Annotated in this window: 21 protein-coding genes and 1 rRNA gene; 13 read left to right on the top strand and 9 right to left on the bottom strand. The window is 54.8% G+C overall.

From position 1 onward, the window contains the following. Positions 1-15: 15 nt before the first annotated feature. Genes yihT through FFS28_RS19400 form a run of 5 tightly spaced genes read left to right on the top strand, consistent with a single transcriptional unit; the run spans position 16 to position 7,084 of the window. Positions 16-891: a sulfofructosephosphate aldolase gene (yihT, locus tag FFS28_RS19420; RefSeq protein WP_137903746.1), complete on the top strand. Its 876-nt coding sequence runs from the start codon at positions 16-18 to the stop codon at positions 889-891. Between the two features lie 14 nt (positions 892-905). Beyond that, positions 906-2,147 carry a sulfoquinovose isomerase gene (yihS, locus tag FFS28_RS19415; protein WP_058610705.1) on the top strand — a complete coding sequence of 414 codons (1,242 nt, stop codon included), beginning with the start codon at positions 906-908 and terminating at the stop codon, positions 2,145-2,147. Between the two features lie 16 nt (positions 2,148-2,163). Further along, positions 2,164-4,188: an alpha-glucosidase gene (locus FFS28_RS19410; RefSeq protein WP_137903745.1), complete on the top strand. Its 2,025-nt coding sequence runs from the start codon at positions 2,164-2,166 to the stop codon at positions 4,186-4,188. A gap of 45 nt (positions 4,189-4,233) precedes the next feature. Beyond that, the gene (locus tag FFS28_RS19405) at positions 4,234-5,616 is read left to right on the top strand and encodes an MFS transporter (protein WP_006179112.1); all 1,383 of its coding nucleotides are present in this window, start codon (positions 4,234-4,236) and stop codon (positions 5,614-5,616) included. Positions 5,617-5,659: 43 nt separating this feature from the next. Continuing rightward, positions 5,660-7,084 carry an MFS transporter gene (locus FFS28_RS19400; protein WP_101738524.1) on the top strand — a complete coding sequence of 475 codons (1,425 nt, stop codon included), beginning with the start codon at positions 5,660-5,662 and terminating at the stop codon, positions 7,082-7,084. 82 nt (positions 7,085-7,166) lie between these two features. Here the strand turns inward: FFS28_RS19400 and typA are convergent, their stop codons facing one another. Beyond that, positions 7,167-8,990 (bottom strand): ribosome-dependent GTPase TypA, encoded by a 1,824-nt coding sequence (typA, locus tag FFS28_RS19395; RefSeq protein WP_006179110.1) that lies wholly within the window; start codon positions 8,988-8,990, stop codon positions 7,167-7,169. A 388-nt stretch (positions 8,991-9,378) separates the two neighbouring features. Here typA and glnA point away from each other — a divergent pair, with 388 nt between their 5' ends. From glnA to FFS28_RS19375, 4 genes are all read left to right on the top strand, one after another. Continuing rightward, entirely contained in the window at positions 9,379-10,788 is a 1,410-nt protein-coding gene (gene glnA, locus FFS28_RS19390; protein ID WP_137903744.1) for a glutamate--ammonia ligase, read from the top strand. A gap of 298 nt (positions 10,789-11,086) precedes the next feature. After that, complete coding sequence (gene glnL, locus FFS28_RS19385) at positions 11,087-12,136, top strand: nitrogen regulation protein NR(II) (protein WP_088209358.1); 1,050 nt, start codon at positions 11,087-11,089, stop codon at positions 12,134-12,136. Between the two features lie 11 nt (positions 12,137-12,147). Next, positions 12,148-13,560, top strand: coding sequence for a nitrogen regulation protein NR(I) (glnG, locus tag FFS28_RS19380; protein WP_006179104.1), 1,413 nt, complete (start codon positions 12,148-12,150; stop codon positions 13,558-13,560). Between the two features lie 110 nt (positions 13,561-13,670). Continuing rightward, the gene (locus FFS28_RS19375) at positions 13,671-13,781 is read left to right on the top strand and encodes a YshB family small membrane protein (RefSeq protein WP_137903743.1); all 111 of its coding nucleotides are present in this window, start codon (positions 13,671-13,673) and stop codon (positions 13,779-13,781) included. 100 nt (positions 13,782-13,881) lie between these two features. Here FFS28_RS19375 and hemN read toward each other — a convergent pair whose 3' ends face one another. Beyond that, on the bottom strand, positions 13,882-15,255 hold the full coding sequence (gene hemN, locus FFS28_RS19370) for an oxygen-independent coproporphyrinogen III oxidase (RefSeq protein WP_137903742.1): 1,374 nt from the start codon (positions 15,253-15,255) through the stop codon (positions 13,882-13,884). Between the two features lie 188 nt (positions 15,256-15,443). Continuing rightward, complete coding sequence (gene yihI, locus FFS28_RS19360) at positions 15,444-15,959, bottom strand: Der GTPase-activating protein YihI (protein WP_137903741.1); 516 nt, start codon at positions 15,957-15,959, stop codon at positions 15,444-15,446. Between the two features lie 578 nt (positions 15,960-16,537). Here yihI and yihA point away from each other — a divergent pair. Next, positions 16,538-17,167, top strand: coding sequence for a ribosome biogenesis GTP-binding protein YihA/YsxC (gene yihA / locus FFS28_RS19350; protein WP_006179101.1), 630 nt, complete (start codon positions 16,538-16,540; stop codon positions 17,165-17,167). Positions 17,168-17,265: 98 nt separating this feature from the next. On the opposite strand, the gene spfP is transcribed toward yihA, so the two are convergent. Further along, positions 17,266-17,313, bottom strand: coding sequence for a small protein SpfP (gene spfP, locus FFS28_RS21990; RefSeq protein ID WP_071892919.1), 48 nt, complete (start codon positions 17,311-17,313; stop codon positions 17,266-17,268). Positions 17,314-17,479: 166 nt separating this feature from the next. After that, the gene (gene polA / locus FFS28_RS19345) at positions 17,480-20,272 is read right to left on the bottom strand and encodes a DNA polymerase I (protein WP_137903740.1); all 2,793 of its coding nucleotides are present in this window, start codon (positions 20,270-20,272) and stop codon (positions 17,480-17,482) included. Between the two features lie 437 nt (positions 20,273-20,709). On the opposite strand from polA, the gene yihG reads away from it, so the two are divergent. Beyond that, positions 20,710-21,618 (top strand): 1-acylglycerol-3-phosphate O-acyltransferase, YihG family, encoded by a 909-nt coding sequence (gene yihG / locus FFS28_RS19340; protein ID WP_137903739.1) that lies wholly within the window; start codon positions 20,710-20,712, stop codon positions 21,616-21,618. Between the two features lie 16 nt (positions 21,619-21,634). Here yihG and dsbA read toward each other — a convergent pair whose 3' ends face one another. The 3 genes from dsbA to FFS28_RS19325 form a co-directional block, all read right to left on the bottom strand. Continuing rightward, positions 21,635-22,258 carry a thiol:disulfide interchange protein DsbA gene (gene dsbA, locus FFS28_RS19335; protein ID WP_006179098.1) on the bottom strand — a complete coding sequence of 208 codons (624 nt, stop codon included), beginning with the start codon at positions 22,256-22,258 and terminating at the stop codon, positions 21,635-21,637. Between the two features lie 27 nt (positions 22,259-22,285). Beyond that, entirely contained in the window at positions 22,286-23,272 is a 987-nt protein-coding gene (locus FFS28_RS19330) for a serine/threonine protein kinase (RefSeq protein WP_137903738.1), read from the bottom strand. Between the two features lie 75 nt (positions 23,273-23,347). Further along, positions 23,348-23,617, bottom strand: a complete 270-nt coding sequence (locus FFS28_RS19325; protein ID WP_003861904.1) for a YihD family protein — start codon at positions 23,615-23,617, stop codon at positions 23,348-23,350. Between the two features lie 68 nt (positions 23,618-23,685). Here FFS28_RS19325 and mobA point away from each other — a divergent pair, with 68 nt between their 5' ends. After that, positions 23,686-24,270, top strand: coding sequence for a molybdenum cofactor guanylyltransferase MobA (gene mobA / locus FFS28_RS19320; RefSeq protein ID WP_137903737.1), 585 nt, complete (start codon positions 23,686-23,688; stop codon positions 24,268-24,270). Then, a complete protein-coding gene (gene mobB, locus FFS28_RS19315) occupies positions 24,267-24,770 on the top strand; it encodes a molybdopterin-guanine dinucleotide biosynthesis protein MobB (RefSeq protein ID WP_137903736.1) in 504 nt (167 codons plus the stop codon). The genes mobA and mobB overlap by 4 nt, the downstream gene beginning before the upstream one ends. A gap of 97 nt (positions 24,771-24,867) precedes the next feature. On the opposite strand, the gene rrf is transcribed toward mobB, so the two are convergent. Further along, positions 24,868-24,975, bottom strand: a 5S ribosomal RNA gene (gene rrf / locus FFS28_RS19310); the annotation flags it as partial.

The following is a 24,975-nucleotide window of genomic DNA, read 5'->3' as shown; positions in this document are numbered from 1 at the left end:
GGAAAGGATTGAGAAATGACGACGTACACCCTGAACGATATCACCCGGCCTTCCGGCGGTTTTGCAATGCTGGCCGTTGACCAGCGCGAGGCGATGCGCCTGATGTTTGCCGCGGCGGGTGCCCCGGTGCCGGTCAGCGACCAACACCTGACCGATTTTAAGGTCAACGCGGCCAAAATTCTCTCGCCGTATGCCTCTGCGATCCTGGTCGACCAGCAGTTTTGCTATCGCCAGATTGTCGAGCAGCAGGCGGTGGCCAAAAGCTGCGCAATGATTGTGGCCGCCGACGAGTTTATTCCGGGGAACGGTATTCCGGTCGACAGCGTGGTGATTGATAAAAATATCGACACACAGGCGGTTAAACGCGACGGCGGCAAGGCGCTGAAACTGCTGGTGCTCTGGCGCAGCGATGAAGATCCGCAGCAGCGTCTGGAGATGGTGAAGGCGTTTAACCAGCTGTGTCACGACAACGGATTGCTGAGCATTATCGAGCCCGTTGTTCGCCCGCCGCGTCGCGGGGCCACCTTTAATCGCGAACAGGCGATTATTGAGGCGGCAAAAGAGCTCGGCGACAGCGGTGCCGATCTCTACAAGGTGGAGATGCCGCTGTTCGGCAAAGGTTCTCAGCAGGCGCTGCTGACCGCCTCGCAGAAGCTGAACGAGAACATCGCCATGCCGTGGGTGATCCTCTCTTCCGGCGTGGACGACAAACTCTTCCCCCGCGCGGTACAGGTTGCCATGCAGGCGGGCGCATCCGGTTTCCTCGCTGGTCGGGCCGTCTGGTCATCGGTGGTGGGTCTGCCGGACACCGAAATGATGCTTCGCGATATTTCTGTACCGAAATTGCAGCGTTTAGGTGAGATCGTCGACGAAATGATGGCACGCCGTTAAGAAAGGACCTGAACATGAAATGGTTTAACACCCTGAGCCACAACCGCTGGCTTGAGCAAGAGACTGACCGCATTCTCGATTTCGGTAAAAACGCCGCCGTGCCGACCGGCTTCGGCTGGCTGGGCAATAACGGCCAGGTGCGTAGCGATATGGGCACCCACCTGTGGATCACCGCCCGCATGCTGCACGTTTACGCCGTTGCCGCCAACATGGGGCGTCCCGGCGCGTATGCGCTGGTTGAGCACGGCATCAACGCCCTTAACGGCCCGCTGCGCGACAGCCAGCACGGCGGCTGGTACGCCTGCGTTAACGACGAGGGCGTGGTCGACGCCTCCAAGCAGGGTTATCAGCACTTCTTCGTGCTGTTGGGTGCGGCAAGCGCCGTAACCACCGGCCACCCGCAGGCGCGCCCGCTTCTCGACGAGGCGATTGCGGTGATCGAGCGCTATTTCTGGAGCGAAGAGGAGCAGATGTGCCTCGAATCCTGGGATGAAGCATTCAGCAAGACCGAAGATTACCGCGGCGGTAACGCCAATATGCACGCCGTGGAAGCCTTCCTGATCGTCTATGACGTGACGCACGATCGTAAATGGCTCGACCGCGCCTTGCGCATTGCCTCGGTGATTATTCACGACGTGGCGCGCAAGGGAGATTATCGCGTTAACGAGCATTTCGACACTCACTGGAACCCGATCCGCGATTACAACATCGATAACCCCGCCCACCGCTTCCGCGCCTACGGCGGCACGCCGGGCCACTGGATCGAGTGGGGCCGCCTGATGCTGCACCTGCGCGCCGCGCTGGAAGCGCGCTTTGAAACACCGCCAGCGTGGCTGCTGGAAGATGCGAAAGGCTTGTTCCACGCCACCATCCGCGACGCCTGGGCGCCCGACGGGGCCGATGGTTTTGTCTACTCCGTGGGCTGGGACGGCAAGCCTATCGTGCGCGAACGCGTGCGCTGGCCGATCGTCGAGGCGATGGGCACGGCCTATGCGCTCTATACGGTCACCGGTGAGGCGCAGTACGAGACGTGGTATCAGACGTGGTGGGATTACTGCATCAAATACCTGATGGATTACGAAAACGGGTCGTGGTGGCAGGAGCTGGACATCCATAACGAAGTGACCACCAAAGTCTGGGACGGCAAGCAGGATATCTATCATCTGCTGCACTGCCTGGTGATCCCCCGCCTGCCGCTGGCACCGGGCTTAGCCCCTGCCGTAGCCGCCGGTTTGCTGGACAGCCTGGCTAAATAATAAAAACGGAGTTTATATGCGTACCCTACATGATATTGATTTAAAGAATACTGAAACAGGTTTCACCCTGCGCTGGCAGGATCGCCTGATTGTGTCCCACTCCGCCGATGCGCCCTGCCTGTGGATCGGTGCGGGTGAGGCGGACATTGAGATGTTTCGCGGCAACTTCAGCATCAAAGATAATCTCAATGAGAAGATCGCGCTGACCGAGGCTACGGTTACGCAGCAAGACGCGGGCTGGGCGATCCGCTTCACCCGCGGCGACGCGGTGAGCGCCACGCTGCGGATCGGTGTGGATGCAGAAGGTCGCCTGGAACTCAAGCTGCAAAACGACGCCACCAGCCATAACCGCATCTGGCTGCGGCTGGCAGCGCAGCCGGAGGATCATATCTACGGCTGCGGGGAGCAGTTCTCCTACTTTGACCTGCGCGGCAAGCCGTTCCCGCTGTGGACCAGCGAGCAGGGCGTGGGCCGTAACAAGCAAACTTACGTGACCTGGCAGGCCGACTGTAAAGAGAACGCCGGCGGCGACTACTACTGGACCTTCTTCCCGCAGCCCACCTTTGTGAGCACCCAAAAGTACTACTGCCACGTCGATAACAGCTGCTACATGAATTTCGACTTCAGCGCGCCGGGCTACCATGAGCTGGCCTTCTGGGAAGATAACGCCACGCTGCGCTTCGAATGTGCAGAAACCTACGTCGATCTGCTGGAAAAACTCACCGCCCTGCTGGGCCGTCAGCCGGAACTGCCGGACTGGGTTTATGATGGCGTGACGCTCGGCATTCAGGGCGGCACCGACGTGTGTCAGCAGAAGCTCGATGCCATGCGTAACGGCGGCGTGAAGGTGAACGGTATCTGGGCGCAGGACTGGTCCGGCATTCGCATGACCTCCTTCGGCAAACGCGTGATGTGGAACTGGAAGTGGAACAGCGAGCTTTATCCGCAGCTGGATACCCGCATTCCGCAATGGAAGCAGGAGGGCGTGCAGTTCCTCTCCTACATCAACCCGTACGTCGCCAGCGATCGCGACCTGTGCGAAGAAGCAGCGAAACGCGGCTATCTGACCAAAAACGCCGAGGGTAAGGATTATCACGTCGAATTCGGCGAGTTTTACGCGGGCGTTATCGACCTGACCAACCCCGAAGCCTATGACTGGTACAAAGAGGTCATCAAAAAGAACCTGATCGAACTGGGCTGCGGCGGCTGGATGGCCGATTTCGGCGAGTATCTGCCGACCGACACCTTCCTGCATAACGGCGTAAGCGCGGAAATTATGCATAACGCCTGGCCTGCACTGTGGGCGAAATGTAACTACGAGGCGCTGGAGGAGACCGGCAAACTCGGTGAGATCCTGTTCTTTATGCGCGCGGGCTATACCGGCAGCCAGAAGCACTCGGTGATGATGTGGGCTGGCGATCAAAACGTCGACTGGAGCCTCGACGACGGCCTGGCCTCGGTTGTTCCCGCGGCGCTCTCGCTGGCGATGACCGGCCACGGCCTGCACCACAGCGATATCGGCGGTTATACCACGCTGTTCGGGATGAAGCGCAGCAAAGAGCTGCTGCTGCGCTGGTGCGATTTCAGCGCCTTCACGCCGATGATGCGTACCCACGAAGGCAACCGCCCTGGCGATAACTGGCAGTTCGACGCCGATGCCGAAACCATCGCCCACTTCGCGCGGATGACCAGGGTCTTCACCACGCTCAAGCCGTATATCAAAGCCGCGGTTGCGCAGAACGCTAAAACGGGCCTGCCGGTGATGCGCCCGCTGTTCCTGCACTACGAAGACGACGCGCGCGCCTACACGCTGAAGTATCAATACCTGTTTGGCCGCGATCTGCTGGTGGCACCCGTTCACGAAGAGGGCCGCACCGACTGGCCCCTGTACCTGCCACAGGACACCTGGGTGAATGCCTGGACGGGAGAAACCTGTCAGGGCGGTGACGTGACCGTTGAAGCCCCGCTCGGCAAACCGCCGGTGTTCTATCGCCAGCAAAGCGAATGGGCAGATCTGTTTAGCACCTTACGTCATATCTGATAAGGCTCGCCCGCAGGGAGACCTGCGGGCAGACGGAGAACAATAATGAGTCAACATACTTCTGATCCGGCAACCCTACGCCTGCCGTTTAAAGAAAAACTCGCCTACGGGATGGGCGATCTCGGCTCTAACATCCTGCTGGATATCGGCACGCTGTACCTGCTGAAATTTTACACCGACGTGCTGGGCCTGCCGGGCACCTACGGCGGCATTATCTTCCTGATCGCCAAGTTCTTTACCGCCTTTACCGATATGGGTACCGGGATCATGCTTGATTCCCGGCGCAAGATTGGGCCGAAGGGCAAATTCCGCCCGTTCGTGCTGTATGCGGCGTTTCCGGTCACGCTGCTGGCGATTGCAAACTTCGTCGGCACACCGTTTGAGATGACCGGCAAAACGGTGATGGCGACGGTGCTGTTCATGCTGTACGGCCTGTTCTTCAGCATGATGAACTGCTCTTACGGCGCTATGGTGCCCGCCATTACCAAAAACCCGGACGAGCGCGCCGCGCTGGCGGCCTGGCGTCAGGGTGGCGCGACGCTGGGCCTGCTGCTGTGTACCGTCGGCTTTGTCCCGGTGATGAACCTGATTGAAGGCAATGATCAGCTGGGCTATATCTTTGCCGCCACCCTGTTCTCGCTGTTCGGGCTGTTCTTTATGTGGTGGTGCTATAAGGGCGTGACCGAGCGCTACGTCGAGGCGCAGCCCGCTAACCCCGCTCAAAAACCGGGCCTGCTGCAGTCGTTTCGCGCCATCGCCGGCAACCGCCCGCTGTTTATCCTCTGCATTGCAAACCTCTGCACGCTGGGGGCCTTTAACGTCAAACTCGCCATCCAGGTCTACTACACGCAGTACGTTTTGAACGACCCGATCCTGCTGTCGTACATGGGCTTTTTCAGCATGGGCTGTATTTTTATCGGCGTGTTTATGATGCCCGGCGCGGTGCGTCGCTTCGGTAAGAAAAAGGTCTACATCAGCGGGCTGATGATTTGGGTGGCCGGCGATCTGCTCAACTACTTCTTCGGCGGCGGCTCGGTGAGCTTTGTGGCGTTCTCATGCCTGGCGTTCTTCGGCTCCGCGTTTGTGAACAGCCTGAACTGGGCGCTGGTGTCCGATACCGTGGAGTACGGCGAGTGGCGCACCGGCGTACGCTCCGAAGGGACGGTCTATACCGGGTTTACCTTCTTCCGTAAGGTTTCCCAGGCGCTGGCGGGCTTTTTCCCGGGGATTATGCTGACGCAAATCGGCTATGTGCCCAACGTGGTGCAGTCTGACGGAACGGTTGAAGGGCTACGGCAGCTGATATTTATCTACCCGAGCCTGCTGGCGGTCATCACCATCGTGGCGATGGGCTGCTTCTACAACCTCAACGAGAAGATGTATGTGCGCATCGTGGAAGAAATTGAACTGCGCAAACGTACAGCCTGAATGACTTGAGCGCGCGCCCTGCGGGGCGCGTTGAGGATCGACCATGACACACACTCCTGATCCGTTAACCCTGAAGCTGAGCCTGCGCGAGAAGTGCGCCTATGGGATGGGCGATTTTGGCTCGAACCTGATGCTCTGTATCGGCACGCTGTATCTGCTGAAGTTTTATACCGACGAGCTGGGTATGCCCGCCTTTTACGGCGGCATTATTTTTCTGGTTGCGAAGTTTTTTACCGCCTTTACCGACATGCTGACCGGGGTGCTGCTGGACTCCCGGCGTCATATCGGCGCGAGGGGAAAGTTCCGGCCATTCATTCTGTATGCCTCCGTACCGGTGGCGCTGGTTGCCACGGCGCAGTTTATGGCCAACGATTTTAGCCTGACGGTGAAAACGGCCCTCGCCACCGTGCTCTTTATGATGTTCGGCCTGTGCTATAGCCTGATGAACTGCTCTTACGGTGCGATGGTGCCGGCTATCACCAAAAACCCGAATGAGCGGGCGCAGCTTGCGGCCTGGCGTCAGGGCGGCGCGACGGTGGGGCTGTTACTCTGCACCGTCGGCTTTATGCCCATTCAGGCGCTGTTCGTCAGCCAGCCCTCCCTCGGCTATCTGGTGGCCGCGCTGGTGTTTGTCACCGGCGGCTTATTCTGCATGTGGTGGTGCTACAGCGGCGTAAAAGAGCGGTATGTCGAAATCTCGCCCGATCACCATAAGCCCGGCATCCTGAAGTCATTCTGCGCTATCTTCCGCAACCCACCGCTGCTGGTGCTGTGCATCGCGAACCTCTGCACCCTGGCGGCGTTTAACATCAAGCTGGCGATTCAGGTCTATTACACCCAGTACGTGCTCAACGATCTGCATTTGCTGTCGTGGATGGGTTTTTTCAGCATGGGCTGCATTCTGATTGGCGTGTTTCTGGTGCCCGGTGCGGTGAAGCGTTTTGGCAAGAAGCCGGTCTATCTGGGTGGGCTGGCGCTGTGGGCGATAGGCGATGTGCTGAACTTCTTCTGGGGGACCAGCTCGCTGCTGTTCGTGCTCTTTTCCTGTATGGCCTTTTTCGGCACGGCGTTTGTGAACAGCCTGAACTGGGCGCTGGTGCCGGATACGGTAGATTACGGCGAATGGAAAACGGGCATTCGCGCCGAAGGGTCGGTGTATACCGGCTATACCTTCTCGCGCAAAATCTCCGCCGCCCTCGCCGGATTCCTGCCGGGCATAATGCTGACGCAGATTGGGTATATTCCTCATGCCGTGCAGAGCGCCAGTACGCTGCTCGGCTTGCGCCAGCTAATTTTCCTCTGGCCGTGCGGCCTGGCGATTATCGCCGCCGTGACCATGGGACTCTTCTATAAACTCAACGAAGCGCGCTTCGCGTTTATTATCGAGGAGATCGGCAAACGGAAAAAAACAGCGGAAGTTATGGCCGCGTACGGTCCGGAAAAGCGGGTTTCCGCCACCAGCGTTTAGCCATAAAAAAGCCGCTGAGGGATCAGCGGCTTTTTACTTGCCGGGTGGCGCGTACGCTTAACCCGGCCTACGGAAGACCGTATTACTCTTCTTTCGCACCGCGCATAGCACGTTTACGATCGTTCTCGGTCAGGTGACGTTTACGGATACGGATAGACAGTGGAGTCACTTCTACCAGTTCGTCGTCATCGATGAATTCCAGAGCTTGCTCCAGCGTCATCTTGATCGGTGGAACCAGAACCGTCGCTTCGTCAGTACCGGACGCACGCATGTTGGTCAGTTTCTTACCGGTCAGGCAGTTTACAGTCAGGTCGTTAGAACGACTGTGAATACCGATGATCTGGCCTTCGTAAACTTCTGCACCGTGACCCAGGAACAGCTTACCGCGGTCCTGCAGGCTGAACAGGGCGAACGCAACCGCTTTACCCTGACCGTTGGAGATCAGAACGCCGTTGTTACGCTGACCAACTTCGCCTGGACGAACGTCGTCGTAGTGGCTGAAGGTGGAGTACAGCAGACCGGTACCAGAGGTCATGGTCATGAACTCAGAACGGAAGCCGATCAGGCCACGGCTTGGGATCACGTAGTCGAGACGTACGCGGCCTTTGCCATCTGGATTCATGTTTTTCAGGTCGCCTTTACGCTCACCCAGAGCCTGCATGACAGAACCCTGATGCTGCTCTTCAACGTCCAGCGTTACGTTCTCGAACGGCTCTTGTTTACGGCCATCGATTTCGCGGAAGATAACTTTCGGACGGGAAACCGCCATCTCGAAACCTTCACGACGCATGTTTTCGATCAGAACTGACAGGTGCAGCTCACCACGACCGGAAACGCGGAAAGCGTCCGCATCTGGGGTTTCTTCAACGCGCAGCGCAACGTTGTGCACCAGCTCTTTGTTCAGGCGGTCAAGGATCTGACGAGAGGTAACGAACTTACCTTCTTTACCACAGAACGGAGAGGTGTTGACGTTGAAGAACATGGATACGGTTGGTTCATCAACGGACAGGGCTGGCAGCGCTTCAACATTCTGCGGATCGCAGATCGTGTCGGAGATGTTCAGCTCACCCAGACCGGTGATGGCAATGATGTCGCCCGCTTCAGCGATGTCGCTATCGATACGCTCAAGACCCAGGTGAGTCAGCACTTTGCCCACTTTACCGTTACGGGTTTTGCCTTCGCTATCGATGATAGTGACCTGCTGGTTAGGCTTAACTTTACCGCGCTTGATACGACCAATGCCGATTACACCAACGTAGTTGTTGTAGTCGAGCTGAGAGATCTGCATCTGCAGGGTGCCGTCGAGATCAACGTTTGGTGCAGGAACACGGTCAACAATCGTCTGATACAGCGGGGTCATGTCTTCCGCCATATCTTCGTGGTCCAGACCTGCGATACCGTTCAGCGCAGACGCGTAAACGATAGGGAAGTCGAGCTGCTCGTCGGTCGCGTCGAGGTTAACGAACAGGTCGAATACCTGGTCTACAACCCAGTCAGGACGCGCGCCCGGACGGTCAACTTTGTTGATAACGACGATTGGCTTCAGACCATGGGCAAACGCCTTTTTGGTCACAAAGCGCGTCTGCGGCATTGGGCCATCCATTGCGTCAACGACCAGCAGAACGGAGTCTACCATGGACATTACACGTTCAACTTCACCACCGAAGTCGGCGTGGCCTGGGGTATCAACGATGTTGATACGGTAGTCATTCCATTTGATGGCGGTGTTTTTGGCGAGGATGGTAATCCCACGCTCTTTCTCCAAATCGTTGGAGTCCATCACACGCTCTTGAGTTTCGGCACGAGCATCAAACGTACCGGACTGCTGCAGCAGCTTATCAACCAGGGTAGTTTTACCATGGTCAACGTGCGCGATGATGGCGATGTTACGCAATTTTTCGATCACAACTTTGCCTCAGGCATTTAGAAATAGCGCGTTATTGTACACGGATTAATCGCACTACAAAACAGGATCACAAACATCCCCCGCAAACAAGTATTGCAGAGATGCTTTGTGATCGCTTTCACGGAGCGGTAACAGGGCACTTTAACGTAAATTGCACCAATATGGTGCTCAATGTTCACATTGAAGCACTATACTGGTGCAACAAATCCATTGTAGTGCAGGTCTTTTGCACTATGGTGCGCATGATAACGCCTTTTGGGGGTGTTTTAAAAGTTGGCACAGATTTCGCTTTACAAAAATACGCCAAAAAAATGGCTCGCAGCCAGGCCAAAGCAGAATTTGAAGACCTCGTTACCACGACGACAATGACCAATCTGGAGAGTTAAGTATGTCCGCTGAACACGTTTTGACGATGCTGAACGAACATGAAGTGAAGTTTGTTGATCTGCGCTTCACCGATACCAAAGGTAAAGAACAGCACGTCACAATTCCTGCTCATCAGGTAAACGCCGAATTCTTTGAAGAAGGCAAAATGTTTGACGGCTCCTCCATTGGTGGCTGGAAAGGTATTAACGAATCCGACATGGTTCTGATGCCAGATGCCACGACTGCGCTCATTGACCCGTTCTTCGAAGAGTCTACGCTGATCATCCGTTGCGATATCCTTGAGCCAGGCACGCTGCAGGGCTATGACCGCGACCCGCGTTCCATCGCGAAACGTGCTGAAGAGTACCTGCGTTCTACCGGTATTGCAGACACCGTTCTGTTTGGGCCAGAGCCAGAGTTCTTCCTGTTTGACGACATTCGTTTCGGCGCGACCATTTCGGGTTCCCACGTGGCTATCGATGACATCGAAGGCGCATGGAACTCTTCCACCAAATACGAAGGTGGTAACAAAGGTCACCGTCCTGGCGTGAAAGGCGGTTACTTCCCGGTTCCTCCGGTCGATTCTTCACAGGACATCCGCTCTACCATGTGTCTGATCATGGAAGAGATGGGCCTGGTCGTTGAAGCGCATCACCACGAAGTGGCGACCGCTGGCCAGAACGAAATCGCGACCCGCTTCAACACCATGACCAAAAAAGCGGACGAGATTCAGATCTACAAATACGTTGTTCACAACGTAGCGCACCGTTTCGGTAAAACCGCGACCTTCATGCCAAAACCGATGTTTGGCGATAACGGTTCCGGTATGCACTGCCACATGTCTCTGTCCAAGAACGGTACCAACCTGTTCTCTGGCGACAAGTATGCCGGTCTGTCCGAGCAGGCGCTGCACTACATTGGCGGTGTGATCAAACACGCTAAAGCCATCAACGCCCTGGCGAACCCAACCACGAACTCCTACAAGCGTCTGGTCCCAGGCTACGAAGCGCCGGTCATGCTGGCCTACTCTGCCCGTAACCGTTCTGCGTCTATCCGTATCCCGGTTGTTGCGTCTCCGAAAGCGCGTCGTATCGAAGTGCGCTTCCCGGATCCAGCGGCTAACCCGTACCTGTGCTTCGCCGCGCTGCTGATGGCCGGCCTGGACGGTATCAAGAATAAAATCCACCCTGGCGAAGCCATGGACAAAAACCTGTATGACCTGCCGCCAGAAGAAGCGAAAGAGATCCCACAGGTTGCTGGCTCTCTGGAAGAAGCCCTGCAGGCGCTGGACGCAGACCGTGAGTTCCTGACCGCAGGTGGCGTGTTCACCGATGAAGCTATCGACGCTTATATCGCGCTGCGCACCGAAGAAAACGACCGCGTACGCATGACGCCGCACCCGGTTGAGTTCGAACTGTACTACAGCGTTTAATGAAGAATGAAAACTCTGCACGATGTGTCGTGAGAGTTTAAAAACCAATGGATTTCTTGCTACAGCAAGGCGGCAATTGAGTGAGTCCCCGGGAGCTTACATCAGTAAGTGATCGGGGTGAACGAAAGAGCCCAACGCAGCTCTAGCGAGAAAGACGCAGGTTTTAGTTGCCGTGGAAACTTTCAGCCCATCTTCGGATGGGCTTTTTTCTCCACCAACAAACTGATCTCACGCGCTTTTTTCGTCTAAAACGCTATACTGCACTAAATTAGTGCAGCCAACTCCAGGAGACTGCTGAATGGCAACTGGCACGCTGCCCGATGCTGGGCAGATCCTCAATTCTTTGATTAACAGTATTTTGCTGGTCGACGACGAGCTGGCGGTGCATTACGCCAACCCGGCGGCGCAGCAACTGCTCGCCCAAAGCGCGCGCAAACTGTTTGGTACCCCGCTTCCTGAACTGCTGAGCTATTTTTCGCTGAACATCGCACTGATGCAGGAAAGCTTGCTGGCGGGCCAGGGGTTTACCGATAACGAAGTGACGCTGGTGATCGACGGGCGGTCGCATATTCTTTCGCTGACGGCGCAGCGCCTGCCTGACGGCCTTATCCTGCTGGAAATGGCCCCGATGGATAACCAACGACGCCTGAGTCAGGAGCAGCTCCAGCACGCTCAGCAGATTGCCGCCCGCGATCTGGTGCGCGGCCTGGCACATGAAATCAAAAACCCGCTGGGCGGATTACGGGGCGCAGCGCAGCTGTTAACCAAAGCGCTGCCGGACCCGGAGCTTGCCGAGTACACCAACGTCATCATTGAGCAGGCAGACCGCCTGCGTAATCTGGTTGACCGCCTGCTCGGGCCGCAACAGCCTGGCATGCACATCTCTGAAAGCATCCACAAAGTGGCTGAGCGCGTCGTGAAGCTGGTCTCGATGGAGCTGCCGAAGAACGTCACGCTGGTGCGTGATTACGACCCAAGCCTGCCGGAACTGGCGCACGATCCGGACCAGATTGAACAGGTTCTGCTGAACATTGTACGCAACGCGCTCCAGGCGTTAGGCCCGGAGGGCGGCGAAATCATTCTGCGCACCCGCACCGCGTTCCAGCTGACGCTTCACGGCGAACGCTATCGTCTGGCGGCGCGTATCGACGTTGAAGATAACGGGCCGGGTATTCCACCGCATTTGCAGGACACCCTGTTCTACCCGATGGTCAGCGGCCGCGAGGGCGGCACCGGTTTAGGGTTATCCATTGCCCGTAATCTGATCGACCAACACTCCGGCAAAATTGAATTTACCAGTTGGCCGGGACATACCGAGTTTTCGGTTTTCCTGCCGATTAAAAAATAAAGGTGACGTTTATGCAACGAGGGATAGTCTGGGTAGTCGATGACGATAGCTCCATCCGTTGGGTGCTTGAACGCGCACTCACGGGGGCGGGATTAACCTGTACGACGTTTGAAAGCGGCAGCGACGTGCTTGATGCCCTGACCACAAAAACGCCGGACGTGCTGCTCTCCGATATTCGCATGCCGGGTATGGACGGTCTGGCGCTGTTAAAGCAGATCAAGCAGCGCCATCCTATGCTTCCGGTCATCATAATGACGGCGCACTCCGATCTGGATGCGGCCGTCAGCGCCTACCAGCAAGGGGCATTTGATTATCTGCCTAAGCCGTTTGATATTGACGAAGCGGTTGCGCTGGTTGAGCGCGCCATCAGCCACTATCAGGAGCAGCAGCAGCCCCGCAACGCGCCCGTTTTTGGCCCGACGGCGGATATTATCGGTGAAGCGCCTGCCATGCAGGATGTGTTTCGCATTATTGGCCGCCTGTCGCGTTCGTCCATCAGCGTTCTGATTAACGGTGAATCGGGAACGGGTAAAGAGCTGGTCGCGCATGCGCTGCATCGCCATAGCCCGCGCGCAAAATCGCCTTTCATCGCCCTGAACATGGCGGCCATTCCAAAAGATTTGATTGAATCCGAGCTGTTCGGCCATGAAAAAGGGGCGTTTACCGGGGCGAATACCATTCGTCAGGGGCGTTTCGAACAGGCCGACGGGGGAACACTGTTCCTGGATGAAATCGGCGATATGCCGCTGGATGTTCAGACCCGCCTGCTGCGCGTGCTGGCTGACGGACAGTTTTATCGCGTGGGCGGCTACGCTCCGGTAAAAGTGGACGTGCGCATTATTGCCGCCACCCACCAGAACCTGGAGCTGCGCGTGCAGGAGGGCAAATTCCGCGAGGATTTGTTCCATCGCCTGAACGTCATCCGCGTTCATCTCCCGCCGCTGCGTGAGCGTCGTGAGGATATTCCCCGCCTGGCGCGTCACTTCCTGCAGGTCGCCGCGCGTGAACTCGGTGTGGAAGCCAAACTGCTGCATCCGGAGACCGATGCGGCCCTCACCCGGCTGGCATGGCCGGGTAACGTGCGTCAGCTGGAAAATACCTGCCGCTGGCTTACGGTGATGGCGGCGGGCCAGGAAGTCTTGATTCAGGATTTACCGGCAGAACTCTTTGAGGCCACCGCCCCAGAAAGCAACACCGGCTCTACGATTTCGGACAGCTGGGCGACACTTCTGGCACAGTGGGCCGACCGCGCGTTGCGTTCCGGTCATCAAAACCTGCTTTCCGAGGCGCAGCCTGAGATGGAGCGCACACTGTTAACCACCGCGCTGCGCCATACGCAGGGACATAAACAGGAGGCGGCACGCCTGCTGGGATGGGGCCGTAATACCCTGACGCGTAAGCTGAAAGAGCTGGGAATGGAGTGATCTTTACCGCTGTGTAAAGATTATTAATTGAGCGCAAATTGCCGTTATTTTGCGCTTTACTGTTCCGATGAGTTTTGTATGATCGTGCCCGGAAATTTGGGGGGACCATCATGCTGGAATCATTAATCACTCTGCTCTCAAGCGGAGCCGCTGAAAGCCACACGCCGCAAACCGCCGTTGCTGCCGTGCTGTGTGCAGCGCTGGTGGGGCTGTTTAGCTAGCGATCTGTCAATGAAAAGCCGGGTGACGGCTTCGCCTTACCCGGCCTACAAAAGCGCGAAACGTAGGCCGGGTAAGCGAAGCGCCACCCGGCATTGCCGCTTAAATCACCCGCGAGAACTGCTGTAAACGCGCCTTTTGCCGCAGATAGGCGTCAAAGCACATGCAGATATTACGGATCAGCAGACGCCCTTTTGGCGTAACCACAATCGCGCTGTCCGTGACGTCCACCAGCCCATCTTTTGCCAGCGGCGCAATCAGCTTCAGATCATCCGCAAAGTAATCGCTGAACTGCAGATCCCACAGCGCTTCAATCTCGCTGAAATCGAGGCGGAAGTTGCAGATAAGCGCTTTAATCACATCCCGACGAATACAGTCGTCGCGCGTCAACGCGATGCCGCGCCACAGCGCGTTGCCGGTGTCATCCACCTGCTGATAGTACAGCTTCAGCTCTTTCTGGTTTTGCGCGTAGCAGTCGCCAATCATGCTGATGGCGGAAACGCCCATCCCGAGCAGATCGGTATCGCCCTGGGTGGTGTAACCCTGGAAATTGCGGTGCAAGACCCCTTCACGCTGGGCGATCGCCAGTTCGTCATCCGGACGGGCAAAGTGGTCCATACCGATAAACTGATAGCCGGCTTCGGTCAGCGACGCGATGGTTTCCTGCAGGATATCCAGCTTATGCTGGGCAGAAGGCAGATCGGCATCTTTAATTTTGCGCTGAGCGGCAAACAGCGTCGGGAGATGCGCGTAGTTAAACACGCTCAGGCGATCCGGATTCAGTTCGGCCACGCGCCTGAGCGTAAAGGCAAAGCTCTCCGGCGTCTGCTTCGGCAGGCCGTAGATCAGGTCAATATTGGTCGAGGTAAAGCCGATATCGCGGGCGTGGTTGAGCAAGGCAAAGATAAATTCTTCGTCCTGCTCACGGTTCACCAGACGCTGCACCTCTTTATTGAAGTCCTGCACGCCCATGCTCAGGCGGTTGAAACCTTCTGCGCGTAAGTGATCCAGCACATCCAGCTCAATTTCGCGCGGATCGACTTCGATCGAGATTTCGGCATCGTCGTTAAACCTGAAGTTGCCGCGCAGCAGCGTCATCAAACGGCTGATTTGTGCTTTATTGAGATAGGTTGGCGTGCCGCCGCCCCAGTGCAGCTGGCTAACCTGACGGCCAGCAAACAGCGGTGCGCGATGCAGGATTTCCTGCTCAAGCGCATCGAGATACTGGTCGGCCTTATGCTGCTGGCGGGTCACGATTTTATTGCAGCCGCAGAAGTAGCAGAGCTTGTGGCAGAACGGAATGTGGACGTAGAGCGACAGCGGACGCTCGGGGTAGCGCGCGACGGCCTGCTGAAAATCAGCCTCGCCGAAGGCGTCGGAAAACTCCAGCGCCGTGGGGTATGAGGTATAGCGAGGCCCGGAATAGTTATATTTCTGGATCAGGGCCAAATCCCAGTCGATTGATGGTACAGACATGCTCACTCCTTCCGTTGGTGTCGCGTTCGTATACGGCGGCCCGTTCTGGCCCCATTGCGGGCCATCATTCGGGTGCGCAGCCACGTCTGTCGCCGCGACAACCGCCGTAGTTTAACGAATAACCACACCAGATAACATATAACCGGAAGGGTTATAAGCAGGACGACTGTACCTGCCGGGTGCAAATGTTAGTTTCCACCCTTCAGGAGACGCATCATGTCTTCCTGCTTTTCTTCTTCCTCTTCGTCGTCTTCATCATCGTAAGACAGACCAAGCTTCTGCATCAGCTCGTCGATGCGGTCCAGTTTGGCATCCACCCAGGACTGCTCTTCTGCGGTCAGGGTTTCACCTTCTTCAAGACGTTCCAGCAGCGCGTCCAGGCGCTCGTCGTTCTCCAGCATATCCAGCTCAGCCTGCGGTGAAAGCATAGGTTTCTCGCTCTTTGGTTTGTGCTGCTTAATGACCGGGGTGTCTGTCACGCCCAGAGGAATGGGCGTTTTGCTGCCAATACGCGGATCTTTCTGCTGTTTGTTTTTAGCAGAAGCGCCTGCTGCACCGTCACCGCTTGTACGGCTACCCGCTGCATGACCACGATGTTTTTTATCGCGTTTGCGATCGCGCGCTTCCAGGTTGAGTTCTTCGCGCGTTTTGCGGCGTGCTTTTGCAGGGCGCTTAGCACCCGCTGCGGATGTCGGTTTTTTCATGATGTTTTATCTTAACGTCGTTTTATTCAGTATAGAATTGCGGCGAAATCTAGCAGAAAGCAAGCAAAGAAAAAAGGCGACAGAGCAATCTGTCGCCTTTTTTCCTGACTCACAACCCTTAACGGGTTACACATTCCGTGTTTGCCTACAACAAACCCTGTTTATCCGTTGGCTGATACCGTCCGTGATACGGTTCCGTTTCCTGTTAAAACGCCTCCAGGCGCTGGTCATCCTGACAATCCTGAGTCTTCGCCTCCTGGCGCTCCTGACCCTTATCCTTAAGTCGTTATCCTGTTGGCGTCCTCGCCTTGACGCACACTTTACCTTGTTCACTTAAACTAACAAGCATCAAAAGAGTACAAAAACGGATTTTCAGATAATTACTAATTACTAACGATCTGATTTTAAATGGATTGCCTTTTTTCGGCTCTGCGATTTCTCTTAAATCTCCCATAGTATGGATGGCAGATCTCTTACAAACCTCATGGTTTTAGCTTACAGGCTTGTTACGATGGGAAAAGCCTTTTGCCCGCATTCAGGTATAATCCCCCCAGATTACGAATTTTGGAGACGACCACGTGACTACCTGGAACTACCAACAGACGCATTTTGTCACCAGTGCGCCCGATATCCGCCACCTGCCTTCCGATACCGGTATTGAGGTGGCATTTGCTGGCCGCTCCAATGCGGGGAAATCCAGCGCTCTGAATACGCTGACAAATCAGAAGAGCCTGGCCCGTACCTCAAAAACACCTGGCCGTACTCAGCTGATTAACCTGTTTGAAGTGGCAGAAGGCAAACGCCTGGTCGACTTGCCGGGCTACGGTTATGCCCAGGTCCCGGAAGAGATGAAGATCAAATGGCAGCGCGCGCTGGGTGAATACCTGGAGAAACGCCTGTGCCTGAAAGGTCTGGTAGTGCTGATGGATATTCGTCACCCGCTTAAAGATCTCGATCAGCAAATGATCGCCTGGGCGGTAGAGAGTGATATTGCCGTACTGGTGCTGCTGACAAAAGCAGATAAGCTGGCAAGCGGCGCGCGTAAAGCGCAGGTGAATATGGTTCGCGAAGCGGTGCTGGCTTTCAACGGCGACGTGCAGGTTGAGCCGTTCTCTTCGCTGAAAAAACAGGGCGTGGATAAGCTGCGTCAGAAGCTCGACAGCTGGTTTAACGACCTGGAACCCGCAACCGAAGCGGAAGAAGAGTAATTTCAGGCGCGGCACAGTCCGCGCTTTTTTTTGCCCGGCATTTTCTTTGCCGCAATAAAAAACGCCCCAGTCATTACTGACTGGGGCGGCTAAAATATTCAGCCAAATCCGATTACGTGAAGTAAAAGGTCTGAAAGATAGAACATCTTACCTCTGTACCCTACGTCGTTAACTCTACCCCTTTTTTATCTGTAGAAAAAGCACTTTTCGTAGTTTTTTTTCATTCTTTACATAGGTAATTCTAATGATCGTCACAAAACGCGCGTCATTATGTTGCTTACTTACATAAAACGCGCGTTATTCCGTGAACGCTTAGTGAGCCTGATCCCAGTTTTCACCGCTTCCAACTTCCACCAGCAACGGCACGTCCAGCGTCATGCTGTTTTCCATCAGTTCGTGAATCTTCCGGGAGACCGCTTCCAGATCGTCTTTGTGCACTTCGAACACCAGTTCATCGTGTACCTGCATAATCATTTTTACGCGCGGCTTCTCGTTTTCCAGCCAGGCATCCACGGCGATCATCGCGCGTTTAATGATATCCGCTGCGGTGCCCTGCATTGGGGCGTTGATCGCGGCGCGTTCAGCACCCGCGCGGCGTGCGGCGTTGCTGGATTTGATGTCCGGCAGGTAGAGACGGCGGCCGTCCAGCGTCTCGACGTAGCCCTTCTCTTTCGCCTGCGCGCGCGTACGTTCCATATATTCAAGCACGCCCGGGTAGCGCTCGAAGTAGAGATCCATATACTTCTGCGACTCTTTGCGCGGGATGTTGAGCTGACGAGAAAGACCAAAGGCGCTCATCCCGTAAATCAGACCGAAGTTGATCGCCTTCGCGCTACGGCGCTGTTCGTTGGTCACGCTCTCCAGCGGCAGGCCAAAGACTTCGGCAGCCGTTGCCCGGTGAATGTCCTGACCTTCCGCGAAGGCGGTGAGCAGGCCTTTATCACGGGACAGATGCGCCATAATGCGCAGCTCGATTTGCGAGTAGTCTGCAGAAACAATCAGATAATCGTCCGGCGCAATAAAGGCCTGACGAATACGACGCCCTTCCTCGTTGCGCACCGGGATATTTTGCAGGTTCGGATCGGTCGATGAGAGACGCCCGGTTGCCGCAACCGCCTGATGATAAGAGGTGTGCACGCGGCCCGTTTTCGGGTTGATCATCAGCGGCAGCTTGTCGGTGTAGGTCGATTTCAGCTTCGCCAGCCCGCGATACTGAAGGATCACTTTTGGCAGCGGATAATCCAGCGCCAGCTCCTCAAGCACCTCTTCAGAGGTCGACGGCGCGCCGCCAGGTGTTTTCTTCAGCGGCTTGATCCCCTGTTTTTCAAACAGAATCGTTTGCAGCTGTTTCGGTGACGAGAGGTTAAACGGCTCGCCCGCCAGCTCATGGGCTTTTTGCTCAAGCTCGGTCAGGCGCTGCGCCAGCTCGCCAGAGTGGTTATGCAGTACGGTTGGATCGATCTTCACGCCGTTACGCTCAATGCGAGACAGCACCGGTACCAGCGGCATTTCAATATGCTGGAACACATTCAGCGGACCTTCGTGCTTCTGCAGTTTCGGCCACATTTTCAAGTGCAGCTGCAGCGTTACGTCAGCATCTTCCGCCGCGTAACGGCCCGCTTCTTCGAGGGCGATCTGGTTAAAGGTCAGCTGATTTTTGCCTTTCCCCGCAATCTCTTCAAAGGTGATGGTTTTGTGCTTCAGCCAGCGATCGGAGAGTGAATCCATATCATGACGGCCAGCCACGCTGTCCAGAATGTAGGATTCCAGCATGGTGTCGAAGGCGATCCCGCGCAGCTCAATGCCGTAGTTTTGCAGAATGCCGCGGTCAAATTTCAGGTTTTGCCCCACCTTAAGCGCCTTGTCATCTTCCAGAACAGGCTTCATCAGCTCCAGCACGCGGTCGCGCGGGATCTGATCGGGTGCATCAAGGTAGTCGTGCGCGACAGGTACATAGGCGGCCACGCCCGGCGCTGTGGCAAAGGAGAGACCTACCATATTGGCAGAGATGTTATCGAGGCTGTCGGTTTCTGTATCAAAGGCAAATACCGGCGCTTTTTTCAGCTTTTCAATCCATTCAACCAGCTGTGATTCGTCGAGAATGGTTTCATAGTGTTCAAACGAGAGCGTGACGGCCTCTTCGTCTTCTGGTTCTTCGGCATCCACCGCAATGGTCTCTTTCACCTTCGCCGCCGGTTTAGACCCTTTAGCCTGAAGCCATTTGCCGGCTTCGACATCGGCGGTCCAGCGCTTGAATTCGTATTTCTTAAACAGGCCGAGCAGCTCTTCAGCAGCAGGCTCCTGAACATGAAGCTGCTCGCAGGTCAGTTCCAGCTCCACGTCTGTTTTAATGGTTGCCAGCTGATAGGAGAGGTAGGCAACCTCTTTGTTATCTTGCAGTTTCGTCGCCATGGTTTTTGCGCCACGGAAGGTGAGACCGGCGATTTTGTCAGACTCAGCGTATAGCGTGTCTAATCCACCGAGGCCCTGCAGCAGCGCCTGAGCGGTTTTTTCACCAACACCCGGTACACCAGGGATGTTATCCGACGAGTCGCCCATCAGAGCGAGGAAGTCGATGATCAGCTCTGGCGGCACACCATATTTAGCCACCACCTCTTCTGGCCCCAGAATGGTGTTGGTCATGGTGTTAATCAGGGTGATCCCCGGCGTCACCAGCTGCGCCATGTCTTTATCGCCGGTGCTGATCAGAACGGGGCGGCCCATTTTTTCAGCTTCGCGCGCCAGCGTGCCGATCACGTCATCCGCTTCGACGCCTGAAACCGCCAGTAGCGGAAGGCCCATCGCTTTTACCATGATATGCAGCGGTTCGATCTGCGCACGCAGATCGTCTGGCATTGGCGGGCGATGAGATTTGTAATGCTCGAACAGCTCGTCGCGGAACGTTTTGCCTTTCGCATCAAAAACGACGGCCGCATGGGTTGGCTGATACTGGAGAATCAAACTGCGCAGCATGTTAAGCACGCCGTACATCGCGCCGGTTGGTTCCCCTGCGCTATTGGTCAGAGGAGGAAACGCATGATACGCCCGATACAGGTATGAAGAGCCGTCGACGAGAATAAGCGGGTTTTCTGGGATCTGAACCATAGTGTGCGTGCCTTTAATCAATTTATGGGTAAAGGATGCCACATAAGGATGAAAACATCAGTTATTAGCGCCTGATACAGCAAAAGATTTTGCGATCGTGGAGATCGCTCGCAAAGATCAAACTGTGGATAAGTTTGTGAATACTTTCAATTCATTTTAAAAACGAGCGCAACGATCGTTACTCAATTTAAAATTTCATCTTTAAAATCATAAATATAAACGGCGATCTTAAATAATATGTCTTATTGCTGCCTTTTTAGGCTATGTGGATATAAGAACCGTTCGCTGAATTGCGTTTGGAAATTCGGGCCTGCCCGTTAAAAGCGGCAAGCTTGCCGCGTGAAAGCACCATTTATCTGGCTAATTTCTGATAGAATCAGCGCCCAGCACCGGGTAGCCGGCTGCCAAATTAAGCTAACTATTTGAAAAAGCTCACCATGTCGAGATTACTCGCTGCATTAACACTGCTGATAAGCGTCATTTTAACTATTCTGGTTACTGTCGCCTGTTCTGTGCCCATTATCGTCGCCGGAATAATTAAACTGTTGCTCCCCCTGCCTGGGGTCTGGCGAGCAGTTTCTACGTTTTGCAATTTTATGATGTATTGCTGGTGCGAAGGGCTGGCGATCCTGCTGCGTTTGAATCCGCATTTGAAATGGGATGTGCAAGGTCTGGAAAGCCTGAACAAAAAGAACTGGTACCTGCTTATCTGCAATCATCGCAGCTGGGCGGATATCGTGATTTTATGCGTGCTGTTTCGCAATCACATTCCCATGAATAAATATTTTCTCAAGCAGCAGCTGGCATGGGTGCCTTTTATCGGCCTGGCCTGCTGGGCGCTGGATATGCCGTTTATGAAACGCTATTCACGCAGCTATTTGATTCGTCACCCTGAGCGGCGCGGCAAGGATGTGGAAACCACGCGTCTCTCCTGCGAGAAGTTTCGCGCGCACCCGACAACCATTGTGAATTTTGTCGAAGGCTCTCGTTTTACCCACGAGAAGCATTTGCAGACGCGTTCCCCCTTTCGAAATTTGCTGCCACCGAAGGCTGCCGGTATTGCGATGGCGCTTAACGTTCTGGGTGAGCAGTTCGACAAGCTACTTAACGTTACGCTTTGCTATCCGGAAAATGACAAGACGCCGTTTTACGATATGCTCAGCGGGAAACTGACGCGCATTGTGGTTCGCGTTGACCTGGTTCCCATTGATACCGGGCTACACGGCGATTACGTGAATGACAAGAACTTCAAACGTCGTTTCCAGCAGTGGCTTAATACGCTCTGGAAAGAGAAAGTCGAGCAGATAGACAACATCAAAGATTCATACAAAAACGCCGGTCATTGACCGGCGTTTTGTTTTATTACTTCTTCTCGACCAGGTATTTCACGGTATCGGCGTACTGCTGTACGAAGATATCCATGCTGCTGGTATCCATACCCTGCATATTCAGCTGGTATTTACCGTTAACAAACATCGCCGGAACGCCCTGCAGCTGCAGATCGGCAGCGGCTTTTTCCTGCTGAGCAACCAGGGATTTCACGACAAAGCTGTTCCAGGCCGCATCGTAATCTTCACCTTTTACGCCCGCATCTACGAATACTTTGCGAATATCCGCGGTGTTTTGGACGGTTTGGGTTTTCTGTACGGCTTCAAACAGTGGCGCAGTAACTTTATCTTCTACACCCAGTGCAATCGCAACCGCCCACGCCTGAGTCAGGTCTTTGCCCAGTGGGCCAAGGAACTCAACGTGGTATTTAGTCATTTTGGTGCCTTCCGGCAGCTTTTTCTTCACGTTGTCAGAAACATGAAGAACTTCCTCGAACTGATAGCAGTGCGGGCAATAGAATGAGAAGAACTCCAGCACCTGAGGCTCGCCAGCAACGGGCTTGTCCAGCGTGATGTACTGCTTGCCGTCGGTAAACTGCGCAGCAGAAGCGCTAAATGCCAGAATCATACCTGCCAGCGCCAGCCAAATTTTTTTCATGATCAACTCTCTCCTGGGTGTGTCCTATTAATACATCGGCGTTAATTGCAAAGGGGGTTCCTGTAAAACCTTAACCTGCTCAGTAAATGTGGATATCTGGTTACGCCAGTAATCCTCCCCGGTAAGCCATGGGAAATTCCGGGGAAATGCGGGGTCATCCCAACGCCTGATTAACCATGCGAGATAATAAACAAAACGCATCGCACGTAAAGGTTCAATCAAGGCAATTTCGTCTGAATCGAACGGGCTGAATTCTTCGTAAGCTTCAATGATGGTTTCAAGCTGCATTCGCTGCTCGGCTTTATCGCCGTTAAGCAGCATCCACAGATCCTGAACCGCTGGCCCCATACGGGCATCATCGAGATCGACAAACAGCGGACCATCGCGCCAGAGGATATTCCCGGCGTGGCAATCACCATGCAGCCGCAAGGTGGGAATATCATCCCGCCAGCAGGCTGTCACCGCATCAATCAGTTTATCGGTCGCATTAAGAAAATCATCTTTTAATGCTTTAGGAATAAGGGTTGAGGTAGCAAATACCTGGCGGGGTTCAAGAAGGTATTCCTGAATACCGATTGTCGGGCGTGCAATAAACGGCGTTTTGCGTCCCGTTTGATGAATGCGGCCAAGGTAGCGCGCAACCCACTCCATCTGATCGATATTATCGGCTTCAAACTGCCGTCCACCCAGGCTTGGAAATACGGCGTAGTAAAACCCCTGGTGCGTGAGCAGCGTTTGATTATCGAACATCAGCGGCGCGGCAACGGGAACATCGTCATTCAGCAGATCGTGGGCGAACTGATGTTCTTCCTGGATTTGTTCTGCAGACCAACGCTCAGGGCGATAAAACTTTACGACAAAGCGCTGACGATCTTCGTCCTGAAATTGGTAAACGCGGTTTTCATAGCTATTTAACGGAGTAAGCCCAGAATCCACCCGAATTCCCTGCTCAAAGAGGGCATCCATAATGGTATCCGGGTGTAGTGTCTGGAAAGTAAAAGCCTGGTCGTTCATCCGATCATCCGGAAATTATACGAATGATTCAGGATATCATCTTGTGGCGATTTCGGTGGGGCCGCTTACAAGCTTTTACTCTTTAATTACGCCACGTGCGCGCAGCAATGCGGTTTTAAAATCTTCCTCATAATCTTTCTGAATACCAGGAATAACAGCATCTTTCGCAGAATCACGCATTTTAAGGTGGTAGATCAGGATGTCGTCAGAAAGGTCTGCCAGTTCACCGTCAAAACCTGACTCTTTCGCCAGTTTCTGTAAAAATTGCATCAGATTCAGCTCCGGCTCTTTTTGCCAGGCTGGCTGAAGGAGTTCAATAACTTCATTCAGACGTTTACATTTCATGGTCGTGCTCCTTTCATTTAGAGAGATACGTTAACAGGGTCAAACCCACAATAAAAGAGGCGATATTAGTGAATCAGAGCCAGGAAATTATTGGGGTCGTTCTGGCCGGGGGGAGAGCGACGCGTATGGGCGGAAAAGATAAGGGCCTCCAGCTTCTTAATGGAAAACCCTTATGGCAGCACGTTGCGGATGCGCTTGCGGGCCAGGTATCTGCAAGGGTACTGAGTGCTAACCGCCATATCGATATTTATCAGCGTAGCGGGCTGCCTGTCTATCAGGATACGCTAGCTGATTATCCCGGGCCGCTGGCTGGAATGCTCTCAGTCATGCAGCAGGATCGGGGGGAATGGTTTGTCTTCTGTTCATGCGATACGCCATTTATTCCCGCGTGTCTGGTTGAGCGGATGGTTCAGCAGCGCGGTGATTCCCCCGTGGTCTGGGCGCATGACGGCGAGCGCGACCACCCGACGATTGCGTTGATACACAGAACGTTAATCCCAGCGTTGCAGGATTATCTGGCGGCAGGCGAACGCAGGGTAATGGTCTTTATGCGCCAGTCAGGCGGCCATTCCGTTGATTTTAGCGATCTGAAATCTGCGTTTGTGAACGTCAATACGCTGGAAGATTTACAGACAATGCAGGAGAAAAAATGACGCCTGTTTTAGCTATCTCAGCCTGGAGCGGCACCGGAAAAACCACGCTGCTGAAACAACTTATACCTGCCCTGTGCGCCAGAGGTTTACGCCCCGGGCTGATTAAGCACACGCACCATAATATGGATGTCGATAAACCGGGGAAAGACAGTTATGAGTTGCGTAAGGCAGGTGCAGCACAAACGATGGTGGCGAGTCAGCAACGTTGGGCGTTAATGTCGGAAACCCCTGACGAAGCGCCGCTGGATCTCGCTTATCTGGTGAGCAGGATGGACCATACCACGCTGGATCTGGTGCTGGTTGAGGGGTTTAAGCATGAGGCTGTTGCAAAGATCCTGCTGTTCAGACGCGATGCCGGGCATGATATTGCCGAACTGACGCTGGACGAGCATGTGATTGCGGTGGCCAGTGATATTGCGTTGTCGCTGGACGTGCCGGTTTTGGATTTGAACAATATCGATGAGATTGCGGCGTTTATTGTGGGGTGGTGTGCGGTCTGATTGCCGGATAGCGAATTTGCCTTAGCCGAACTGAATTTTATGCATCGTATAAACGCAAAAAGGCCATCCTTCCGGATGGCCTCTTTACTTAATTGATGCCTGGCAGTTCCCTACTCTCACATGGGGAGACCCCACACTACCATCGGCGCTACGGCGTTTCACTTCTGAGTTCGGCATGGGGTCAGGTGGGACCACCGCGCTAAAG

Source organism: Enterobacter sp. 2VL, assembly GCF_005503595.1.
GTDB lineage: Bacteria > Pseudomonadota > Gammaproteobacteria > Enterobacterales > Enterobacteriaceae > Enterobacter > Enterobacter cancerogenus.
This window is presented reverse-complemented; position numbering and strand designations above follow the sequence as displayed.